This is a genomic window from Thermincola sp. GK-1 (assembly GCF_059412445.1).
Genome location: NZ_JBSQAT010000004.1, coordinates 45,290 through 62,402, shown reverse-complemented (window position 1 = coordinate 62,402; position 17,113 = coordinate 45,290). Strand labels below are relative to the sequence as shown.

Genomic DNA, 17,113 nt, shown 5'->3' with positions numbered 1-17,113 from the left:
TTAAACGCCCCCTTTCCGGGCACCAACAATACGTTTATTTGTTATCTACAGGCGGAGTGTTGCCGGAACCTGCGCCATCTCCTTTGGGCGCCATTTTGCCTATAGCATCCCTCATCTGGGTATCGGCAAGCAGGTTTTGCAGGTTATAATAATCCATTACCCCCAGTTTACCCTCACGTAAGGCTTCAGCCAAAGCTCTCGGCACCATTGCTTCCGCTTCCACAACTTTTGCGCGCATTTCCTGTACGGCAGCCTTCATCTCCTGTTCTTTGGCCACCGCCATTGCCCGGCGTTCCTCAGCTTTGGCCTGGGCAATCCGCTTATCAGCCTCGGCCTGGTCAGTCTGCAACTGTGCTCCGATGTTTCGGCCAACGTCAACGTCTGCAATATCTATGGATAATATTTCAAAGGCTGTCCCGGCATCAAGTCCTTTGCCCAAAACAGTTTGCGAAATCAGGTCAGGGTTTTCCAGTACTGCCTTATGGTTGTCGGCGGAACCTACCGTAGTAACAACCCCTTCTCCAACCCGGGCAATAATTGTTTCTTCCCCAGCCCCGCCAACAAGGCGGTCGATGTTTGCCCGTACTGTTACCCGGGCAATAGCTTTTACTTCTATACCGTCCTTGGCTACAGCTGAAATCAAAGGTGTTTCAATAACTTTGGGGTTAACACTCATTTGTACCGCTTCCAAAACGTTTCTACCGGCCAAGTCGATAGCTGCCGCCCGCTCAAAGGCAAGGGGTATATTGGCCCTTTCCGCAGCGATCAAAGCATCAACTACCCGGTCCACATTACCACCGGCCAGGTAATGAGCTTCCAACTGATTAACCGTTACATTTAACCCCGCTTTTACAGCTTTAATTAAGGGATTAACTATTTTTGCCGGCGGTACCCGCCGTAACCGCATACCAATCAGGGTTATAATCCCGATTTTCACCCCTGCCGCCAAGGCAGAAATCCACAGCCCGACAGGAATAAAACTTAAAATGATGGCCAGGGCGATCAGGCCCACGGCAAAGAAAAATAAGGGAACCAGAGCAGCAATACCAGCAAATTCCATTAATTTAACCTCCTTGCAATTAGTTTTAAAAACTCTCCTAACTTATTCACTGGAATTTCCAAGTGACCGCACCACAACGCGGCCTCCTTCAACCAAAATAACTTTGACAGCTTTACCGGCAGGTATAAATCCTCCTTCGGTAACCACATCTACCCGTTGCCCGCTAAATTCCGCTGTTCCGGCAGGTCTTAAGGGAGTTACGGCCACCCCTTCCAGGCCCAGTAAATTTTCCAGTTCCTTTTTGGGCGCTACATACCCGGTGTCTTTGTCAAGCTTCAGGCCCAGGACAAGTCTGTCAAATATCCCTCGGCGGCCCATAACTTTAATTAACACGTATAACAGAATTATGGTGCCGGCAAAAGCTACCGAAAGGGAGATAATAGCCTGCAGTGGGCTGGTCGAAACGAGAAAAATACTCCAGATTACCAATCCTATGCCAATTACACCGGCTACGCCAAAACCCGGGATAACAAATATTTCAAGCATTAAGGCAATTATGCCCAGGCCGAAGATCAAAACCGCGAGCCACCCCGATACCCCGGCCATCATGTGCCCGCCGAAAAACAATCCCAGGGCAATAAGCCCAACAGTACCGGCTACTCCCCAGCCAAGGGTAAAAGCTTCCATCACTAACCCCACAAAGCCGATCAACAATAAAATGGGGCTGATAAAGGGGTTAATTATCCACCAGGCCAGCCTTTCCCCAAAGCCCGGCCGGTATTCTTCGGCGGTATAATATACCCCGTCTTTTTGGGCCAGATCTGTCAACAAGGCATGTTTATCGGGCACTATTTTATCCGCTATGCCCAGTTCTACTGCTTTCTTGGCTGTAAGCGATAAAATCTCGCCTTTTTCTTTAATGTTTTCGATAACAACATTTCTGTCGGCCATGCCGGCAACAATCTTTGGGTTGCGCCCCCTGGCTTCGGCCGCTTCCTCCAGGTCTGACCGCCAGGAAGCCAAAATCTTCGGATTGTTGGGAACGGGTTCCGCCGCTCCAATGGCAGTACCCGGAGTCATATAAATTTCTTCTGCTGCCAAAGCAATTAACACCCCGGCCGACTTGGCCTCTCCGTTAATAAAGGCTACCGTCGGCACTTGAGCATTAAAAATTCTCGTCTTGATCCGCTGGGCTGAATCTATAAGACCTCCCGGGGTATCAATTTCAAATACAACCTTCTTGGCCCCCATCTGCTCAGCTTTGTCAAGACTTCTTTCCACAAATGAGGCCATCCCCGGTTCAATTTCTCCCTTTATAGGGATAAAAACAATCTTGGCCTGGTCAGCAAAAACGGGGCCAGAACCTACGTTGAGGGCGAAACCCAGCAGAATAATCAGTAGGTAAACAGCAATGCGCCTAAATCTTCTTTGTAGCAAAAATACTGTTCCGCTCAAATCTATACCTCCTTTCTACCGGCTGGCGCCGCCGCCTCCCGAAGAACCACCGCCGAAGCCGCCTCCGCCGAAGCCGCCTCCGCCAAACCCTCCGAACCCGCCGAACCCTCCAAAGCCGCCGCCAAAGGGCCCGCGGTATTTACGAGAGCCTTTTCCTGAACCAAGCGACAGGAAAACCACTAGCAGGATAAGAAAAATTACAAATCCCGGGACCATTCCTTCTGATGAATTATCATTAAGCGGCCTTGGCAGAGCGACCCCGTCAGGCGCTAATTCAACTTTATATTCTTTTGCCAATTCGGCCGCTATACCCAGGTAGCCTCGCAAAATCCCGGCGCTGTAATCACCCTTTTCCCAGGCAGGTAATATAAAATTGTCTAAAATACGACCGGCTTTACCGTCAGGTATGGCTCCCTCCAGGCCATACCCAACCTCGATACGTACCTTACCGGGTTTGTTTTTCAGCAAGTTCTCTTTGTTGACAAGCAGCAGCACCCCGTTATTTTTATCCTTCTGACCTATCCCCCAATCTCTGAATAATTCATTGGCATATTCTTCAATACTGTAACCTTGGAGATTTTCTACAGTCACAACTGTTACCTGAGCCCCCGTTTTCTTTTCCAGTTCATACCCCACTGCGCTTATCGTGTCCCTGGTTTTCTCATCCAGCAAGCCGGCAAAATCCTGTACATATATATTGTCTGTTGGTTTGGCGGGTAGGTTCAAACCGGCCCAGGCCGGAAAAGAAACCAGTAGTAAACAAACAAGCACCAATACACTGACAAGTTTATTTCTCATACTCAGCACCCCTTACTGGGTTCCGCCAAAATCAACTTTGGGGGCATTTTCTGCCTGCGGTTGAGCCTGAAAATAAGGTTTTTCTGTGAAGCCCATCATCCTGGCAAATATCACCGTCGGAAAACGCTTGATGCTGGTATTATACTCCTGAACAGCCTGGTTATAATCCCGTCTGGCCACGGTAATCCGGTTTTCAGTACCGGCCAATTCATCCATTAACTGTCTAAAGTTAGCATCGGCTTTTAGGTTTGGATAATTTTCCACAACCACCAGCAACCGGGATAAAGCTGAACTTAATTCATTATTAGCTTTAATCTGGTCATCCACTGTTGTCGCACCGGCCAGTTTGGCCCGCGCATCGGAGACACTCTTCAACACTTTTTCCTCGTGCGCCGCATACCCTTTAACGGTCTCCACCAGGTTAGGAATTAAATCTGCCCTCCTCTGTAAATATGTTCCTACATCACTCCATTTTTTATTGACATTTTCCTCTTGGCTTACCAGCCCATTATAGGCGCCAAAAGCGCCCATCACAGCAAAGGCAAAAATAATCACTAAGGCTATGACCAAACTTTTCCCTCTCATTGTATCCCTCCTATTAATTTCCCAAAAATTCAGTTTCAAAAAAATCGCCTTTAATCTTACTTCCTTCTAATAACCCTATTCACCTCCTTAAGATTTAATATTTAAAACTGAGGCCTCAGATAAAGGGGAAGTCCGGCCAAGGTAAAATAAAAAGACCTTAACCGTCACAACGGTAAGGTCTTGCTTTCAAGCGATCACTTGCGGTAAAACCGGAGGATGGATGTGAGTTACTCCTCGACTGACGATTTTACCGGAACAGGTTGCCCTGTTCAAGCTACTCCCCTTCAGCTTATTAACTTGATTTAAATTATACAGAACCAAGCCAGAAAGGTCAATACCTGTTTTTGGTCATTTCCGCCCTTCCTGGTTTAATTTCTGGTATTCTAACGAAATTATCCTGCCGGGGACCCGCTGGACATATCCACAATTCTTTACCTGAATATTGTCTTAAATATGTTCCACATACGTGAACTACAAGTATTTTTATATCCTTCGTTCCAAACAATAATCACAGAAATGTTATCGTTTCCTCCGTTATCATTGGCAATCCGGATCAAACGGTCCGCTGCGCCTGGCATATTTTCCATAATAGAAGTGGCCAAACAATGGTGAGGCACCTTATTATAAAGTCCATCGCTGCATAATAAGAAAATGTCGCCTTTTTCCACCTTGCCCCAACTTAAAAAAGGCGATATTTCCTGGCGTATTCCCAAACACTGGGTCAGAATATTGCGGTTAGGATGATATAAAGCTTCTTCGGAAGTGATTTTACCGAAACGCACTTGTTCCGCCACTACAGTATGGTCTATCGTTAATTGGGTAAGCTGCTTATCCCGGCTTTTCAAACGGTATACCCGGCTGTCCCCGATATGGCATAAAACATAGGTATCCCGAACTATAAAAAGAGCGCTCAGTGTTGTTCCCAGTTTAATCCCCCGTTCTTGGCCATAGTGGCGAATGTTATTGTTTATATGTCGAAACTGTTTTCCTAAATCATCGCCTATGCTTGTCTGATCCGGGTGGCAGATATTTTTAAAATCCAATTGCTCCCACCAGTGTTTCAGAGCTTCTACGGCAATTTCGCTGGCCTTTTCTCCTTCCGCCATTCCTCCCATCCCATCGGCGACAACAAAGAGACCAAATTCTCCTATACCTTCTGCTTCCCCTATCCTGATAAGTAATTTATCCTGGTTATTAACTTTTCTTTTCCCAATATCACTGCCCAAATCATAAAAAAACTTCATAATTATCTCCGGCAAACTAATTTTTTATTTGGAGCAAAATAGGTAATCCACATCGGCAAAAGTAATTTTATCGTTTTCTCGCAATTCGTACTGCTTATTACTAATCAATTTATCACCATTTATAAAGGTGCCGTTTCTGGAATCGAGATCCACGATATAATAAACGCCGTCAATACACTTGATTTCCGCATGAGCCCGACCGATACTTTTGTTTGCTATCACCCGGTCACAAGTTTCCTTATTTCTGCCAATAACCATAGTTGATTTATCCAGGATTATTTTATCTCCACCATTTGCAGCCTTTAACACAGGGTAATTATTCTCAACCAGCAGGGTAGTTTCGTCACTGTAATCTTCCAAAAGGGTTGTCTCGTCGCGATCATAATTGGGTGAACCGGTTGCCGGCTTGGGAGGTAATGGAGAAATAACAAGATCGGCTATAGTTGTCTTGCGTTGGGGCTGAGTTTCGATGTCCACTTTTGACATATTCAGGTGGTTAAAGGTTTGGGGTAAATTGTCATCTTTTTGATTAACACTGCTGCCGCCTTTTGCAGAAGCCCTTTTAACCTTCCGGTAATAAAAGCTTAGAGTAATAACGAAAATTAAAAGTCCACCGGCAGCAGCTAATTCTTTATTGGTAAAATTCTGCAGAACCCTTGCGAAATCAATACCACTGTTGGAAATAATTGCCGACACCACTGAAATGACCGCCATTACACCCAGAACTTTAGTCCTGACAGAATTTTTATTATTTTTAGGAACGGGTGGTTGATTATTTATGTGTTTCTCAGCACGCATTTTTTTAACAGGCTGGGGCAGTACGGTCTTTTGAAAGGAAGGCTTATCCGGCGGAACATTTAATCCGGTATGAATCGGTATAACGGGCACCGGTTTTGCCTGTACCTTAGGTGTATGTGTTGATTCATCCTGAAGGGGCATGGATTCTATTCCCGGTATGGGGGATAAGTTCCTGATATTGTACGGTTCAGGGTTTTCCTCGGGCAGTTTATCGTCAACTCCAATTAATTTCATTAATTGTTTGCGAAATTCCGGTAAATTGAGATCTTCTGCTTTAAGCAACTGCAAAAGCCGTTGCACAAAATTGTCCCCCGTATCAATATTAGCCTTGCCAACCAGTAAATCTGTAACAAAGGTTTTGAAAGTCCGAGTAATATCCTGTTCTAATTCTAACGGTAGATAGGCCAGGAATACTTCCCCGGAATCAGGATTAATATAAATTAAGTTGTCATCAAGCAGGAAGGAATTGCTGTTTAGGAAATATTTTTTACTTTCCAAAATCGGACTTAAAATCCTTTCCAAAATTAAAGTAAATTCTGTTTTGCTCATTTTCTGCCTCTTTAAATAATTTGCCAGACTAATCAAACCGGTTAGATTATAATATAGTTTGGCATGCGCATTCTTTTCCCTTATCTCCAGGTTTAAGACCCCGGGAATTTGGTTGTTAGCAATCATTTCGGCCTGAAATCCGATAATTTGGTCCGCCTTAAGGTTCTCTTTATCCAACTCCAGGTAGCTTCTGCCCAAATCGGCAACATACTCCACCTTAAAATCAAATAAAGTGTTTTCCATGTTCCTTCACATCCTTAATTAAACAAAATGATGCCTTTAAACTGCAACAGGGTAAGTATATACTGTATCATGGTTCCCGGTACTATGGCTGTGGAGAAAATAAATTTGGAACTTTTATCGTCATCACCGCTGTACTTGGCCAACCGGCCGGTTAAAAAAATATATTTGAAGTAATTGCATACATCCTGCATACGTCTGATAAACTCTCTTTTTTTTAGCAATATAACCAAGGCAATAACACCGCCTGTATATACTGAAAAAACAAAGCTATAGGCTGTAAAAGGCAGCCCCATAACCGCCCCGATGGCAGCAAACAGTTTGATATCGCCCGCTCCCATAACATTGATGCGGTAAAGTACCATTAGGACTGCAACGGGAACAAGCCATCCCTTGATGGAGAACAAGAGCCCTGTCAAGCCACCTTCCATAAGGTTAGTTGCCAGTCCCAATACCGCTGCCGGTAAAGTAATAAAGTTCTTAATCTTTTGCTCCCTGATGTCATAATACAGGGCAAGGCCTAAGATGATGATTAATATCAAGGATTTGCCAATAAAACAAACTGTCACCATTATTCACCTGCCTATTTGTCGTCCACCCATGACCTTTCTATTGCCGTATTGGATAAAGTCAGCTCTTTTTTAAAAAACGGAAAAAGCAGTTTCACCTTATACTCCACCACCAGCGCTATATCCTCATTGTTTAGCTCCACGTTATTTACCAGACCGTTACTGCGGGATAGATTCAAAGGGTTAAACATAACAGCCTTAACAATTTTAAAGCTATCGTCCCTCAAGGAGCCCAGCGGATACATTTCCCTTATCTTTTTCTGCGCATATACTTTAACGGCAGGCTCAATCAGCGCCATTGTATCTTCCTTTATTTGGTTGCCAACCACCGCTAGAAAATCTGAGGTTACTGCCGCTTTGACCTGCTGCGGCAAATCAAGGGTAGCATTGGTTGGGTCCATAAGTATTTTTTGTGCCAAGTCTTCCATACCGGCGGGATCTGAGCCCCTGATAAATTTAAGCGGATAAGAATGGACCGCAATCTGTTTGGCCGTTTGACTGACCGCATGGTCCATGGCAATGTACACCATACATACATGCACAAAATTTATCAGGGTTAACATCAGCGCCAGAAAAAAGGGGAAAACAACAGTTGCTTCCAAAGTGAGGCTGCCATTATTGTCTTTAAAAAAATTTCTCATCAAAATCACCCGTTTAGTAGCCATATTCTACCCGCTTGGTTATATAACACCGGCCATCCTTAACTGTTGTTCCAAAGGGCCCGTGTTCCATATTACGAATGCCGGCCAAAGGTAAAAACCATAACCTTATGGAAACCTCTGCACTACCCGTTAAAACCGTATTTAGATTTTTCGGGTCCACATTGTTACGCAACCGGATTATTTCCTGAATCCGCCGCAATTTGTTGTCATCATTATTTATAAATAATAACAACCGCAAATGTTCTTTGTAGTTGGTCCTGATATCATGCAGGGGATTACCAAAAGCGTAGGTCGGGTCATACATCTCGGCAATGGCTACGGTTTGGCCCAGCAGCAACTTCAGCGTATCCACACCCGCATGCGTAACTCCCATGATTACAGAATAGATAAACCTGGCAACGGGTTCGGCAGGAGCAACTTTGCTGAAACAAAGATAAGCCATGGTATCCAGTCCAAAACGAATGAGGTATATTTCTCCTACTGCCCTTGCCCTGGGATAGGCTCCACCGAAGGTTATGTATTCCGCTTCACTGTTCCAATATTTATACATAAAATTTTTACCTGCTGCAGGTTTGGTCAGATAGGAGAAATGCGCCAGGATATATTCGTTGATATATAAATCATCCCGCATGTCCGTTAATACTTCCTCAATGGCTACAACGCCGTTCACCTTTTCAGTAATTTGTTCGATATCTTTGCCGTTCTTATCTTCAAAATCGTCTACTCTTGACGTAATGTCCTTAGGCTCAATAATCCCTTCCCCTTCCAGAATATTTTTTTGAATTATTTGGTTTTGCAGGTCGCTTTGTTGCCGCCTTAGCTCATTTCCATAAGCTGATGCGCTAACAGTTTCATACTCAGAAATTACTACATTAACAGCCGTCAACCCAATTCGTTCATACTGGTCATGGTCCAATGCATCCAGGCTGGCAGCAATTTCCCTGTTCACTTTCGTCATTTCTCGCTCGATATTGAGCTGAATTCTTTGCACTTCTGCATTAATCGATTTTTCACTTTCTTCAACAGCCATGTCTATTTCGTCTTTTCCGTCGGTCGGGCCCATATACCCGCCTTCAATTAGTTTACCCCTTTCCTCATCTACCTCCCGGGATAACCGTTGGCAGCGCTCTAAATCGCCGCTGATTTCTTCCTTTAACAGCTTTATTTCCTCTTTGACCTTGGCCATCTCTTTCCGGATGGCTTTTCTTGTTTCGGCATCCTGCGCCCGGGCCAGTTCTTCCTCCAGCTCTTCCAGGCGTTCCCTTTTGCTAATCAGGTCCTTTTTTTTCCGTTCTATGTCCCGGCCAATTTTATCAATCTCCCTGGACTTCTTTTTTATAGTATCCAGGCTTTTTCGTTCCTGGTTTTTCGCCTGAAAAAAGCTAAACATTTTGCCTATTACCCTGATCTTATCTGTAATAAACTGGCCCAACTCGATGGGAGCCCGGTATTTCATGTCTTCCAGAATTTGCTGTTTTAATACCGCTTCCTCAGCCAACGAATTGTTTACATCTGCCTGGGAACCTTCATACCGGTAGTCCAGCAAGTTGAAATTCTGCCCCGCTGAAGAAGTTAAATTGGCCTTGACATATTTTGCAAAATCCTGGTCATAATTCGTACCTTTATAGGTAAATAAACCAAAATCCTGTTTTGTAGAAGTATGGTAATCAGCCAATACGGAGCAGGCAGCGGCATTGGCTACCCTGCGCAATTGATTCTGAGCTGTTTTTATCCGGGCCAAATCAATAAATAGCCCAATAAAAATGACCATTATCATAAAAACAATAACCAGGTAAACAGTTACCGTCCCTTTTTCATTTTTCAGAAACCTTTCCAAAACACTGTTTATAATATACATTCCTAAAACCTCTCACCCCATTTAGGGGACTAGTGATTATTTTGGGTGCAGACTTTACACTGCCTGTACCCCATCTCTGTTGCCACCGCCGTTGATTCCAAAACCATCAGGTTTCCGTGCCTGCTAATTCTTTGTACATACCGGCAATTGGGGTCAGAATGATAAACCTTGTCTTCGTAAATATTTTTCGTGATATAAACCCTGCCTCCGTTATTTAAACTGTCCTGCCGCTTACCCAGCAGGGTCAGATACCCTTTCAACCTGTTCAGGTAATCATATAGAATATCCACATTTCTTATGTACTCCACAGGTTCGGCCACATCAGCCTGAGCCCTGGCCTGTATTTGATTGCCGAGGCACTTTGCTGCCCAAGCGGGCATGAGCACATTTTCATTGATGGAAGCCGTTACAGTTCTCTTGATAAGCTGATTATTATAGTTTATCTCAATTGTCTGGTCGTTTTGGAATACCCCGTAAGCAAGGTGCTCGCCGGCCAGGCCGGTAGCTTCAACAGCTTTTGCAACTGCCAGTGAGGAATTATCAGAGTCCTGGAAAATCCGCCAATACAGACCGTTATTTTTTAACTTCCCTCCCAAGGCGCCTGTTTCCAGGTCCTTAAAGCTGTTATTCCAGGTGGCGGCTCTTTGGGCGGAAGTGTACACAGCAGCATTGAGGACAACCAGTTTTTCAAAAATAAACATGGAAACAAACAGTAGACAAAACAAAATGAACAAGATTAACGGAAAAACAATAGTGGCTTCCAGGGTAAAACTACCTTTTGAACTGGCAAGGGCCTGGCAAAAATAAATACGCATTTTTGTTAACATATGGATAACCCCAAACTATATAAATCATTTGGTACCGCCGGGCAGTTAAAACCAACCTGCCCGGCGGAAATCCGGTCATTATTTTGCTTCTGTGACTGAAGGTAGGCCTTTATCAGTATTGTTAATCTGAGCAATCTGATCGTTGTACCATTTAGTAAGACTTTTTCTAAATGAAAAAGCCAAACCAACAATAACGACCAGAATAATTACCATTTCTACGGTTTCAAGACCATCCTCATCTTTAAAAAAGTTTATCAGCAGCTCTTTCATCTTGTCACCCCCTTCACAACTTCCGCTACAACTACCTGCCCATCGTCATGATGGCCGGAGCCAGAACTATAATGGCTACAGCAATAAACACCATAACCATGGGAAAAACCAGCTTTGACGATGCTTCTTCTCCCTGTTTCCGGGCAATATCCTTTCTTTTCTCCCATGCTTCCTGGGCCAGTGTCCTTAGCACATAAACAATGTCCCCGTTTCCACGATTTAAATTCTGAATTATAGTTGATACAAACCGGGTTATTTCCGGTATCCGGCATCTCCGGGCAAAATCTTCGTAAGCCTGGTGAATAGGTTTACCGGCGCCTATATCTGCCAAAACATAGTTCATTTCTTTGTATAGCGGCCTGTCCGGGTCGCTGTCATGTACAACCTTATGGACAGCCGATGAAAAAGGTAATCCGGCGTTTAACAGTAAGGCCAGGGTATTAATAAACCCGGGCAGATCAATCAAAATCTGTCTTTTTTTCATCTTCAGCTTCTTTTCCAAATCCTTATCAACCCAATAATACAGAAGAGCTGATAATATTAAGCCAAAAACCAAAAAAGAGTATTCTGCCTCACCGGCCAAATAAGTGATGCTAAAAAAGAAAGCGCTTGCTGTCATCAAGGCTGCTTTTTGAGCGATATGGACAGCAAAATAGGTGTAGGCTTCCCGCTGGCCAAACAGCTCAGCAATCCGGCCTCTAATTTTACGGTCGTAACCCGAGTTGAATTGATAGGGTAACTTTTCCGCCAGAAAAAAACCTATCGGAGCAAGAAACGCCAGTTTAAAACCGTACCTGTTGATTTCTTCGGCAAAATCACGGTCTTTGTCTTTAGCCAGAAAATATAAGCCTGCAAACAAAGCTAACAAAACCAAAGCCAATACCGGCTTGAGCACCAAAAGCAAATGATTCACCATAATCACACCTTAATGTCAAAGATTTTTTTGGATACCACTGAAGCGGCAATCAAAATTCCAAGAGCCAGCGCCATTAACAGGTAACCTTTAATTGAAGTATATAAGGAATCCATATAACCGGAGCCACCAAATTTGACCAGACCAATGAAGACTATAGGCATGATATTGAGAATTTTTTGTTCGTATTTTTGCTTTGTTAACAGAAGCTCTATCTCCTGATTGATTTCTATTTTGTCGCTAAGGATGGCGGAGGTGTTTTTTACCACCTGCACAAGGTTCCCGCCTGTTCTTTTGCAAATAACCATCACTTCGGCAAAGTTTTTGATATCCTCTAAACCGGACCTTTCGGCAAAATCCAGCAAAGCCGTTTCAACAGGTTCATTTAGTTCAATTTTCCTGCATATGTATCCGAATTCTTTTATGATGTAGGTGTTTTCGTCCGGATAAAGGACCCGCAAGTCATTAAGAGCAGTTTTAAAAGCGCTTTCCAAAGACCTACCCACACCCAGGGACGAAGTTAAAGAATAAAGTGCATCTTTAAACTGTAACTGAAGTTCCGCTTTTCTCTTAGTAATTAAATCCTGGACTTTATATTTTGGATAAAAAAAACCACCTAACGAGAAAATGAAGGCGATAATTAAATTGCTGAAAAAAATTAAACCTATGACAAACAATACGATGGCCGCTATAATTGTGTACTTGGTTTTCTCTTGCCGGGCCATATGGTATTCATTATAGTCAATTAAATCTGTTGCCGCAGGATTTTCGGCCAATATTGCTTTTTCACTGACAGCAATTGACCCCCGTAGTAACTCTCCGTCGTTTTTCCAATACAGCATATTTACCAACTCCAAACTTCTAATCTTCCAAGCTTAATCCCGCCATTTTCAATTTCAACCTGTGTAAAAGCTTACCGGTTCGTTTTAAGTTTCCGATTACCCTCTGGTCCACTTCGCCTTCTTCCTGGAAGCGGAATAAGGGATTTAGGACGATGTCGCCATGGGCAAAGCCTTCTACCTCACATATTTCCAAAACCTTACGGGTTCCATCCCGCAGGCGGCCAAGGTGAATAATAATATCTAACGCAGCGGCTATTTGCTTGCGAATGACTTCAACAGGAAGAGGTGCGGCGCTAAGAACCATGGTTTCCAACCGGCTGAGCATATCCTTGGTAGTATTGGCATGACCCGTTGATAAAGAGCCTTCATGCCCCGTATTCATTGCCTGCAGCATATCCAGGGCTTCCGCTCCCCTGACTTCCCCGACAATAATCCGGTCCGGTCTCATTCTTAGCGAAGTTTTAATCAAATCCCGGGTGGTTATTTCGCCTTTCCCTTCGGTGTTGGCATTTCTGGTTTCCAGACTTACCAGGTTCTTGATGTTTTTCAACTGTAGCTCGGCAGAATCCTCGATAGTAATGATCCTTTCATGCGGTGGGATAAAATCGGAAAGGGCGTTTAGAAAAGTGGTTTTTCCCGAACCCGTGCCACCGCTAACAAAGATGTTATACCTGGCCTGTACCAGTTTTTTTAATAGTTCTGCCGCTTCTTCCGATAAAGACCCCAGCTCGATTAATTTTTCCACTGTTAAATGCTGCTCGGGAAACTTCCGGATAGTCATGGTCGGCCCCCGCAACGCTATAGGGGGTAGTACCACGTTTACCCTGGACCCGTCCGGAAGCCTGGCATCTACTATGGGCATAGCCTCATTTACAACCCTGTTTACCCTGGAAACTATTGACTGAATTACATTTTCCAGCTTTTCTGTGCCTTCGAATTTGATATCGAGTTGATAAGTCCGGCCGTTTTTCTCAATGAAAATGTTATCCGGTCCGTTAACCATGATTTCAGTAACCGCCGGGTCTTCCAGCAGCGGCTGAAGCACATCCAGCCTTCTCATGGAATTGAAAACCCCGGCTATCAGTTCCTGCTTTTGCAAAAGCGTCAGGTAATTTTCTTTGCTCTTTTCAAAAACTACCTGGGTAATCACATCTTTAATCTCTTCATCTTGCAATTCTTTTGAAAGGTCTAGCCTGTATCCGACTTCATCCCTAATAAGTTGGATCATGTCTTCCTTGGCAATATCCACCATCTCAGGTAACCCCTTTCACTCAGAGTTTACCCAACCGCTTTAGCCAACTGATACAAACTGTTGCTGAACTCACGTGTGCTGTCAAAAATGTTGCGCCCATTGACGGAATGCCATAACCCCTGAACAACAGGAATTGTAAAGTTGGTTCGCAATTCCTCACTTAATTGGGTATCCACATTACCGTAATGTTTGTTTAACACCGGTACCAGCTTGTCAAAAAACCCCGTTTTTTCCGCAATACCTGTTATCCTCATCTGGTTTAAAAAGCTTTGCGTCTTGAAGTGGCACAGACTATCGGGGGCCTGAACCAACACAACACTGTCGCTTGCTTCAAAAACCGCAACAGCCCGTTCATCAGCGGCAGCATCCATATCTACCAGTATAAAGTCATATTTGCCCAATTGCCTGAGATTTTGGAAAAGCAAACGCAAATCATCAGCTTTTAATTCCGAAAGTTCCAGAAAACATTCAGGAGGCTCAATAAAATCAATGTTCAAGGACAGGTCTTTGGTTTTGTACATTTCCAATTTAACCGGCAGTACCGCCACATTTTCCTTCAGGCTTATTAATATATGAGTCATGGCATCATTTCCATTGCATACCAGCCCGGAAACCATTGAATTGATGCTTTCAAAACTCAAACACAATACTGCGTTTCCAAAATCACCGAGTTTAGAAGCCAGGCCCAGGGTAAGGGATGTTTTTCCCACGCCGCCGGCCGGTGAATAAACAGAAACAACCTTTGTCCTGGCGCATCCTTTAATCAAATCAGATACAGACGAATTCTTTTCAGCATAAAAATTTAGCAACTGGCTGACCAACTGGTCCCCCGGCTGGTATTTGTTAATACTGCAGCCTTTTCCCTGACAGATGAGGCTTCCGTCAGATAGGGTAACAATCATGCAGACATTTTTATATAAATCGGGTTCATCAATTAGAAAATTCGGGTGAGCCAATAATATATCAACTTTATCCCGACCGGAGCTTAAAAATTCCCTGAGCAGGTCAGCTCTGGTAAAAGAGACAACCCTTATGCGTGACATGTAGATTGAATTAATGTATTCAGCAACCTTATCTACATATTTACTATCATGGTCGGCCAGGACCAGGCGAATTTTATACAACTGAAATCACCTCTAAATATCCTGGGTTCTGAACTTAGAATATAAAATTGCCACCTTAGCCTCAATTATAAAGCGATGATATATCGATGATATCGCAAAAAACCCCGTCAAATGTCCGCTATGTATTAAATTTCCTGGCAATACATGGTATAATGATAACTACTGACAAAATATAATCTTTATATCCGGCGTGGATTGGGGGAGGAAAAAGCTGTGCACAATATATTCCTTTATATTATTCAGGGAGAGCCTTATAATTACGCTACAGTCATATACCTGCCCGGTCACCGAACCCTAATTGGACGTTCCTGGAACGGGCATCAACCAGATATTTCTTTTAACAGTTTGTTAATATCAAGAAAACACGCCGAAATAGTCCTCGAAAAAGACCGTTGCTATATAAAAGATTTGGCCAGTAAGCACGGAACCCATGTAAATGGCCGCGATATCGGGCAAAACCAGGCCTGTCCCCTTAGCCACGGAGACAAGATTGACCTGGCCCGGGGGGAAGTGAAATTTATCTTTAACAACTTACTCGAAGCCGATGCCGGGGAAACTGTAGAACTTGGTGAAGCTCTTCTGCGGCAGCGCCATAGCGGCTCCGGTACTGATTCCCTCTGCATTGTTCCCGAGCGGAGAGAGGTTTTTGTAAATGGCCAACCGGTAAACTTGTCCGGCAAAGACCTGGACCTGCTGCTACTGCTGTACGATAACCGCGGCAAAGCAGTAAATTATGATGAAATTAAGAGAAAAATCTGGCCCGAACGGCAAATAGACATTACCAACACCCCGGACGTGGGTAATGACGAAATTACTGCCCTTGTTTACCGTTTAAGAAAAAGACTTGGCAACTGCGGGCAGTATATCGTAAGCATTCCAAGATACGGCTACATGCTGGAGTCAAAATAAAAGGCCCGGTCAAATGACCGGGCTTTGTTCAGCTCAACAATTCTCTTACTATTTCGTTTACCAGCTTGCCGTCTGCTTTTCCTTTTACCTTCGGCATCAGTTTACCCATTACTTTACCCATATCTTTGGGTCCTGAAGGATTAACTTCAGCAATTACTTCCTGTGCTAATTTCCTAATTTCGTCCGCAGACAGTTGCTCGGGGAGGTATTTCATAAGAATGGCGATTTCTTCTTTTAGGGTATTGGCTATATCATCGCGGTTTGCTCTTTCGTATTCCGCAATGGCATCCCGTCTTTGTTTAACTTCCCTTGCCAAAACTTCGATAACTTCTTCTTCGGATAATTCCCTTTTTTTATCAATTTCGATATTCTTGATAGCCGACCTGGCCATACGGATAACGCTTAGCCTAAGCTTCCCGTTTTCCTTATCCTTCATGGCGGCCTTCATATCTTCGTTTAACATGTCCTTAAGGGACATTTGGATTCCTCCTTAGAAACTAAACAAACCTGCGCTTGCGTGCAGCCTCAGACTTTTTCTTCCTCCTCACGCTGGGCTTTTCGTAATGTTCGCGCTTTCTTACTTCTGATAAAACACCAGCTTTTTGACAGGAACGCTTGAACCTTCTGAGGGCGCTATCCAGTGTTTCGTTTTTTCCTACTCTAACTTCCGCCATTTCTTATCCCTCCCTCCGCCGGGCAATAAATGCCGAGAGGTAAAATTAACTAGCATAGGAGTAATTTCTAAAGTCTCTGTTTTTGGCACATAAGCAATTTTTATTATACTATATTATGTAAAAGAATGTCAACCGGACTAAGCGAAGTTACGCAGTTCTTCGCCGCCGATAAGGTGATAGTGGAGGTGGAAAATAATCTGCCCACCCTCTTTGTTGCAGTTGGTTACAATCCTAAAACCTTTCTCCGCTATACCTGTATCGCGGGCAATCTTATTGGCTACCAGGTGGATATGTCCGATCAAATCGACATTATCCTCATGTATATCCAGCACGTTTGTTAGATGTTCCTTGGGAATTATCAGGATATGCACGGGAGCCAAGGGATTGATATCTTTAAAAGCCAGCACCCGGTCGTCTTCATAAACTACCTGACTGGGAATCTCTTTCCTGACTATTTTACAAAAAATACAGTCCTCCATAGTCAACCTCCTTTCCAAAAAAACTCTTCCCTCAAAAGTATTTCTTTCTTTATATTTGCGCAAAA

At 43.8% G+C, this 17,113-nt stretch carries 19 protein-coding genes; 1 reads left to right on the top strand and 18 read right to left on the bottom strand.

The window, feature by feature from the left end:
* Window positions 1-34: 34 nt before the first annotated feature.
* The 15 genes from floA to ACSNJE_RS04920 form a co-directional block, all read right to left on the bottom strand.
* Complete coding sequence (floA, locus tag ACSNJE_RS04990; protein WP_052219063.1) at window positions 35-1,060, bottom strand: flotillin-like protein FloA; 1,026 nt, start codon at window positions 1,058-1,060, stop codon at window positions 35-37.
* A 42-nt stretch (window positions 1,061-1,102) separates the two neighbouring features.
* Window positions 1,103-2,455, bottom strand: coding sequence for an NfeD family protein (locus ACSNJE_RS04985; RefSeq protein ID WP_495252136.1), 1,353 nt, complete (start codon window positions 2,453-2,455; stop codon window positions 1,103-1,105).
* 15 nt (window positions 2,456-2,470) lie between these two features.
* Window positions 2,471-3,253 carry a TPM domain-containing protein gene (locus tag ACSNJE_RS04980; RefSeq protein WP_495252135.1) on the bottom strand — a complete coding sequence of 261 codons (783 nt, stop codon included), beginning with the start codon at window positions 3,251-3,253 and terminating at the stop codon, window positions 2,471-2,473.
* Window positions 3,254-3,265: 12 nt separating this feature from the next.
* The gene (locus ACSNJE_RS04975; RefSeq protein WP_474658892.1) at window positions 3,266-3,838 is read right to left on the bottom strand and encodes a LemA family protein; all 573 of its coding nucleotides are present in this window, start codon (window positions 3,836-3,838) and stop codon (window positions 3,266-3,268) included.
* 431 nt (window positions 3,839-4,269) lie between these two features.
* Window positions 4,270-5,082 carry a PP2C family protein-serine/threonine phosphatase gene (locus tag ACSNJE_RS04970; RefSeq protein ID WP_495252134.1) on the bottom strand — a complete coding sequence of 271 codons (813 nt, stop codon included), beginning with the start codon at window positions 5,080-5,082 and terminating at the stop codon, window positions 4,270-4,272.
* Window positions 5,083-5,106: 24 nt separating this feature from the next.
* On the bottom strand, window positions 5,107-6,672 hold the full coding sequence (locus ACSNJE_RS04965; RefSeq protein WP_495252133.1) for a DUF6382 and FHA domain-containing protein: 1,566 nt from the start codon (window positions 6,670-6,672) through the stop codon (window positions 5,107-5,109).
* A 14-nt stretch (window positions 6,673-6,686) separates the two neighbouring features.
* Window positions 6,687-7,241: an A24 family peptidase gene (locus tag ACSNJE_RS04960; RefSeq protein WP_495252132.1), complete on the bottom strand. Its 555-nt coding sequence runs from the start codon at window positions 7,239-7,241 to the stop codon at window positions 6,687-6,689.
* An 11-nt stretch (window positions 7,242-7,252) separates the two neighbouring features.
* Window positions 7,253-7,903, bottom strand: a complete 651-nt coding sequence (locus tag ACSNJE_RS04955) for a TadE/TadG family type IV pilus assembly protein (protein ID WP_495252131.1) — start codon at window positions 7,901-7,903, stop codon at window positions 7,253-7,255.
* The gene (locus tag ACSNJE_RS04950; RefSeq protein WP_495252130.1) at window positions 7,893-9,758 is read right to left on the bottom strand and encodes a pilus assembly protein TadG-related protein; all 1,866 of its coding nucleotides are present in this window, start codon (window positions 9,756-9,758) and stop codon (window positions 7,893-7,895) included. The genes ACSNJE_RS04955 and ACSNJE_RS04950 overlap by 11 nt, the downstream gene beginning before the upstream one ends.
* A 29-nt stretch (window positions 9,759-9,787) precedes the next feature.
* On the bottom strand, window positions 9,788-10,585 hold the full coding sequence (locus ACSNJE_RS04945) for a hypothetical protein (protein WP_461569464.1): 798 nt from the start codon (window positions 10,583-10,585) through the stop codon (window positions 9,788-9,790).
* A 78-nt stretch (window positions 10,586-10,663) separates the two neighbouring features.
* Window positions 10,664-10,855, bottom strand: a complete 192-nt coding sequence (locus ACSNJE_RS04940; protein ID WP_013121274.1) for a Flp1 family type IVb pilin — start codon at window positions 10,853-10,855, stop codon at window positions 10,664-10,666.
* A gap of 31 nt (window positions 10,856-10,886) precedes the next feature.
* The gene (locus tag ACSNJE_RS04935; RefSeq protein WP_495252129.1) at window positions 10,887-11,768 is read right to left on the bottom strand and encodes a type II secretion system F family protein; all 882 of its coding nucleotides are present in this window, start codon (window positions 11,766-11,768) and stop codon (window positions 10,887-10,889) included.
* 5 nt (window positions 11,769-11,773) lie between these two features.
* Window positions 11,774-12,610 (bottom strand): type II secretion system F family protein, encoded by an 837-nt coding sequence (locus ACSNJE_RS04930; protein WP_495252128.1) that lies wholly within the window; start codon window positions 12,608-12,610, stop codon window positions 11,774-11,776.
* A gap of 19 nt (window positions 12,611-12,629) precedes the next feature.
* Window positions 12,630-13,862 (bottom strand): TadA family conjugal transfer-associated ATPase, encoded by a 1,233-nt coding sequence (locus tag ACSNJE_RS04925; protein ID WP_495252127.1) that lies wholly within the window; start codon window positions 13,860-13,862, stop codon window positions 12,630-12,632.
* A gap of 26 nt (window positions 13,863-13,888) precedes the next feature.
* Window positions 13,889-14,986, bottom strand: coding sequence for an AAA family ATPase (locus ACSNJE_RS04920; RefSeq protein ID WP_474773909.1), 1,098 nt, complete (start codon window positions 14,984-14,986; stop codon window positions 13,889-13,891).
* A 213-nt stretch (window positions 14,987-15,199) separates the two neighbouring features.
* Between ACSNJE_RS04920 and ACSNJE_RS04915 the strand changes: the two genes are divergently transcribed.
* Window positions 15,200-15,895: an FHA domain-containing protein gene (locus ACSNJE_RS04915; RefSeq protein ID WP_461569454.1), complete on the top strand. Its 696-nt coding sequence runs from the start codon at window positions 15,200-15,202 to the stop codon at window positions 15,893-15,895.
* 28 nt (window positions 15,896-15,923) lie between these two features.
* Here ACSNJE_RS04915 and ACSNJE_RS04910 read toward each other — a convergent pair whose 3' ends face one another.
* The 3 genes from ACSNJE_RS04910 to ACSNJE_RS04900 form a co-directional block, all read right to left on the bottom strand.
* Entirely contained in the window at window positions 15,924-16,373 is a 450-nt protein-coding gene (locus ACSNJE_RS04910; RefSeq protein WP_013121280.1) for a GatB/YqeY domain-containing protein, read from the bottom strand.
* Window positions 16,374-16,392: 19 nt separating this feature from the next.
* Window positions 16,393-16,569, bottom strand: coding sequence for a 30S ribosomal protein S21 (rpsU, locus tag ACSNJE_RS04905; RefSeq protein WP_013121281.1), 177 nt, complete (start codon window positions 16,567-16,569; stop codon window positions 16,393-16,395).
* A gap of 137 nt (window positions 16,570-16,706) precedes the next feature.
* Window positions 16,707-17,048, bottom strand: a complete 342-nt coding sequence (locus ACSNJE_RS04900; protein ID WP_013121282.1) for a histidine triad nucleotide-binding protein — start codon at window positions 17,046-17,048, stop codon at window positions 16,707-16,709.
* Between the last annotated feature and the right edge of the window lie 65 nt (window positions 17,049-17,113).

Bases quoted from the DNA above. Each gene is read 5' to 3' on its own strand.
- ACSNJE_RS04925 (WP_495252127.1), bottom strand. From the start codon at position 13,862: ATGGTGGATATTGCCAAGGAAGACATGATCCAACTTATTAGGGATGAA.
- floA (WP_052219063.1), bottom strand. From the start codon at position 1,060: ATGGAATTTGCTGGTATTGCTGCTCTGGTTCCCTTATTTTTCTTTGCC.
- rpsU (WP_013121281.1), bottom strand. From the start codon at position 16,569: ATGGCGGAAGTTAGAGTAGGAAAAAACGAAACACTGGATAGCGCCCTC.
- ACSNJE_RS04945 (WP_461569464.1), bottom strand. From the start codon at position 10,585: ATGTTAACAAAAATGCGTATTTATTTTTGCCAGGCCCTTGCCAGTTCA.
- ACSNJE_RS04975 (WP_474658892.1), bottom strand. From the start codon at position 3,838: ATGAGAGGGAAAAGTTTGGTCATAGCCTTAGTGATTATTTTTGCCTTT.
- ACSNJE_RS04960 (WP_495252132.1), bottom strand. From the start codon at position 7,241: ATGGTGACAGTTTGTTTTATTGGCAAATCCTTGATATTAATCATCATC.
- ACSNJE_RS04980 (WP_495252135.1), bottom strand. From the start codon at position 3,253: ATGAGAAATAAACTTGTCAGTGTATTGGTGCTTGTTTGTTTACTACTG.
- ACSNJE_RS04900 (WP_013121282.1), bottom strand. From the start codon at position 17,048: ATGGAGGACTGTATTTTTTGTAAAATAGTCAGGAAAGAGATTCCCAGT.
- ACSNJE_RS04910 (WP_013121280.1), bottom strand. From the start codon at position 16,373: ATGTCCCTTAAGGACATGTTAAACGAAGATATGAAGGCCGCCATGAAG.
- ACSNJE_RS04970 (WP_495252134.1), bottom strand. From the start codon at position 5,082: ATGAAGTTTTTTTATGATTTGGGCAGTGATATTGGGAAAAGAAAAGTT.
- ACSNJE_RS04930 (WP_495252128.1), bottom strand. From the start codon at position 12,610: ATGCTGTATTGGAAAAACGACGGAGAGTTACTACGGGGGTCAATTGCT.
- ACSNJE_RS04950 (WP_495252130.1), bottom strand. From the start codon at position 9,758: ATGTATATTATAAACAGTGTTTTGGAAAGGTTTCTGAAAAATGAAAAA.
- ACSNJE_RS04965 (WP_495252133.1), bottom strand. From the start codon at position 6,672: ATGGAAAACACTTTATTTGATTTTAAGGTGGAGTATGTTGCCGATTTG.
- ACSNJE_RS04940 (WP_013121274.1), bottom strand. From the start codon at position 10,855: ATGAAAGAGCTGCTGATAAACTTTTTTAAAGATGAGGATGGTCTTGAA.
- ACSNJE_RS04955 (WP_495252131.1), bottom strand. From the start codon at position 7,903: ATGGCTACTAAACGGGTGATTTTGATGAGAAATTTTTTTAAAGACAAT.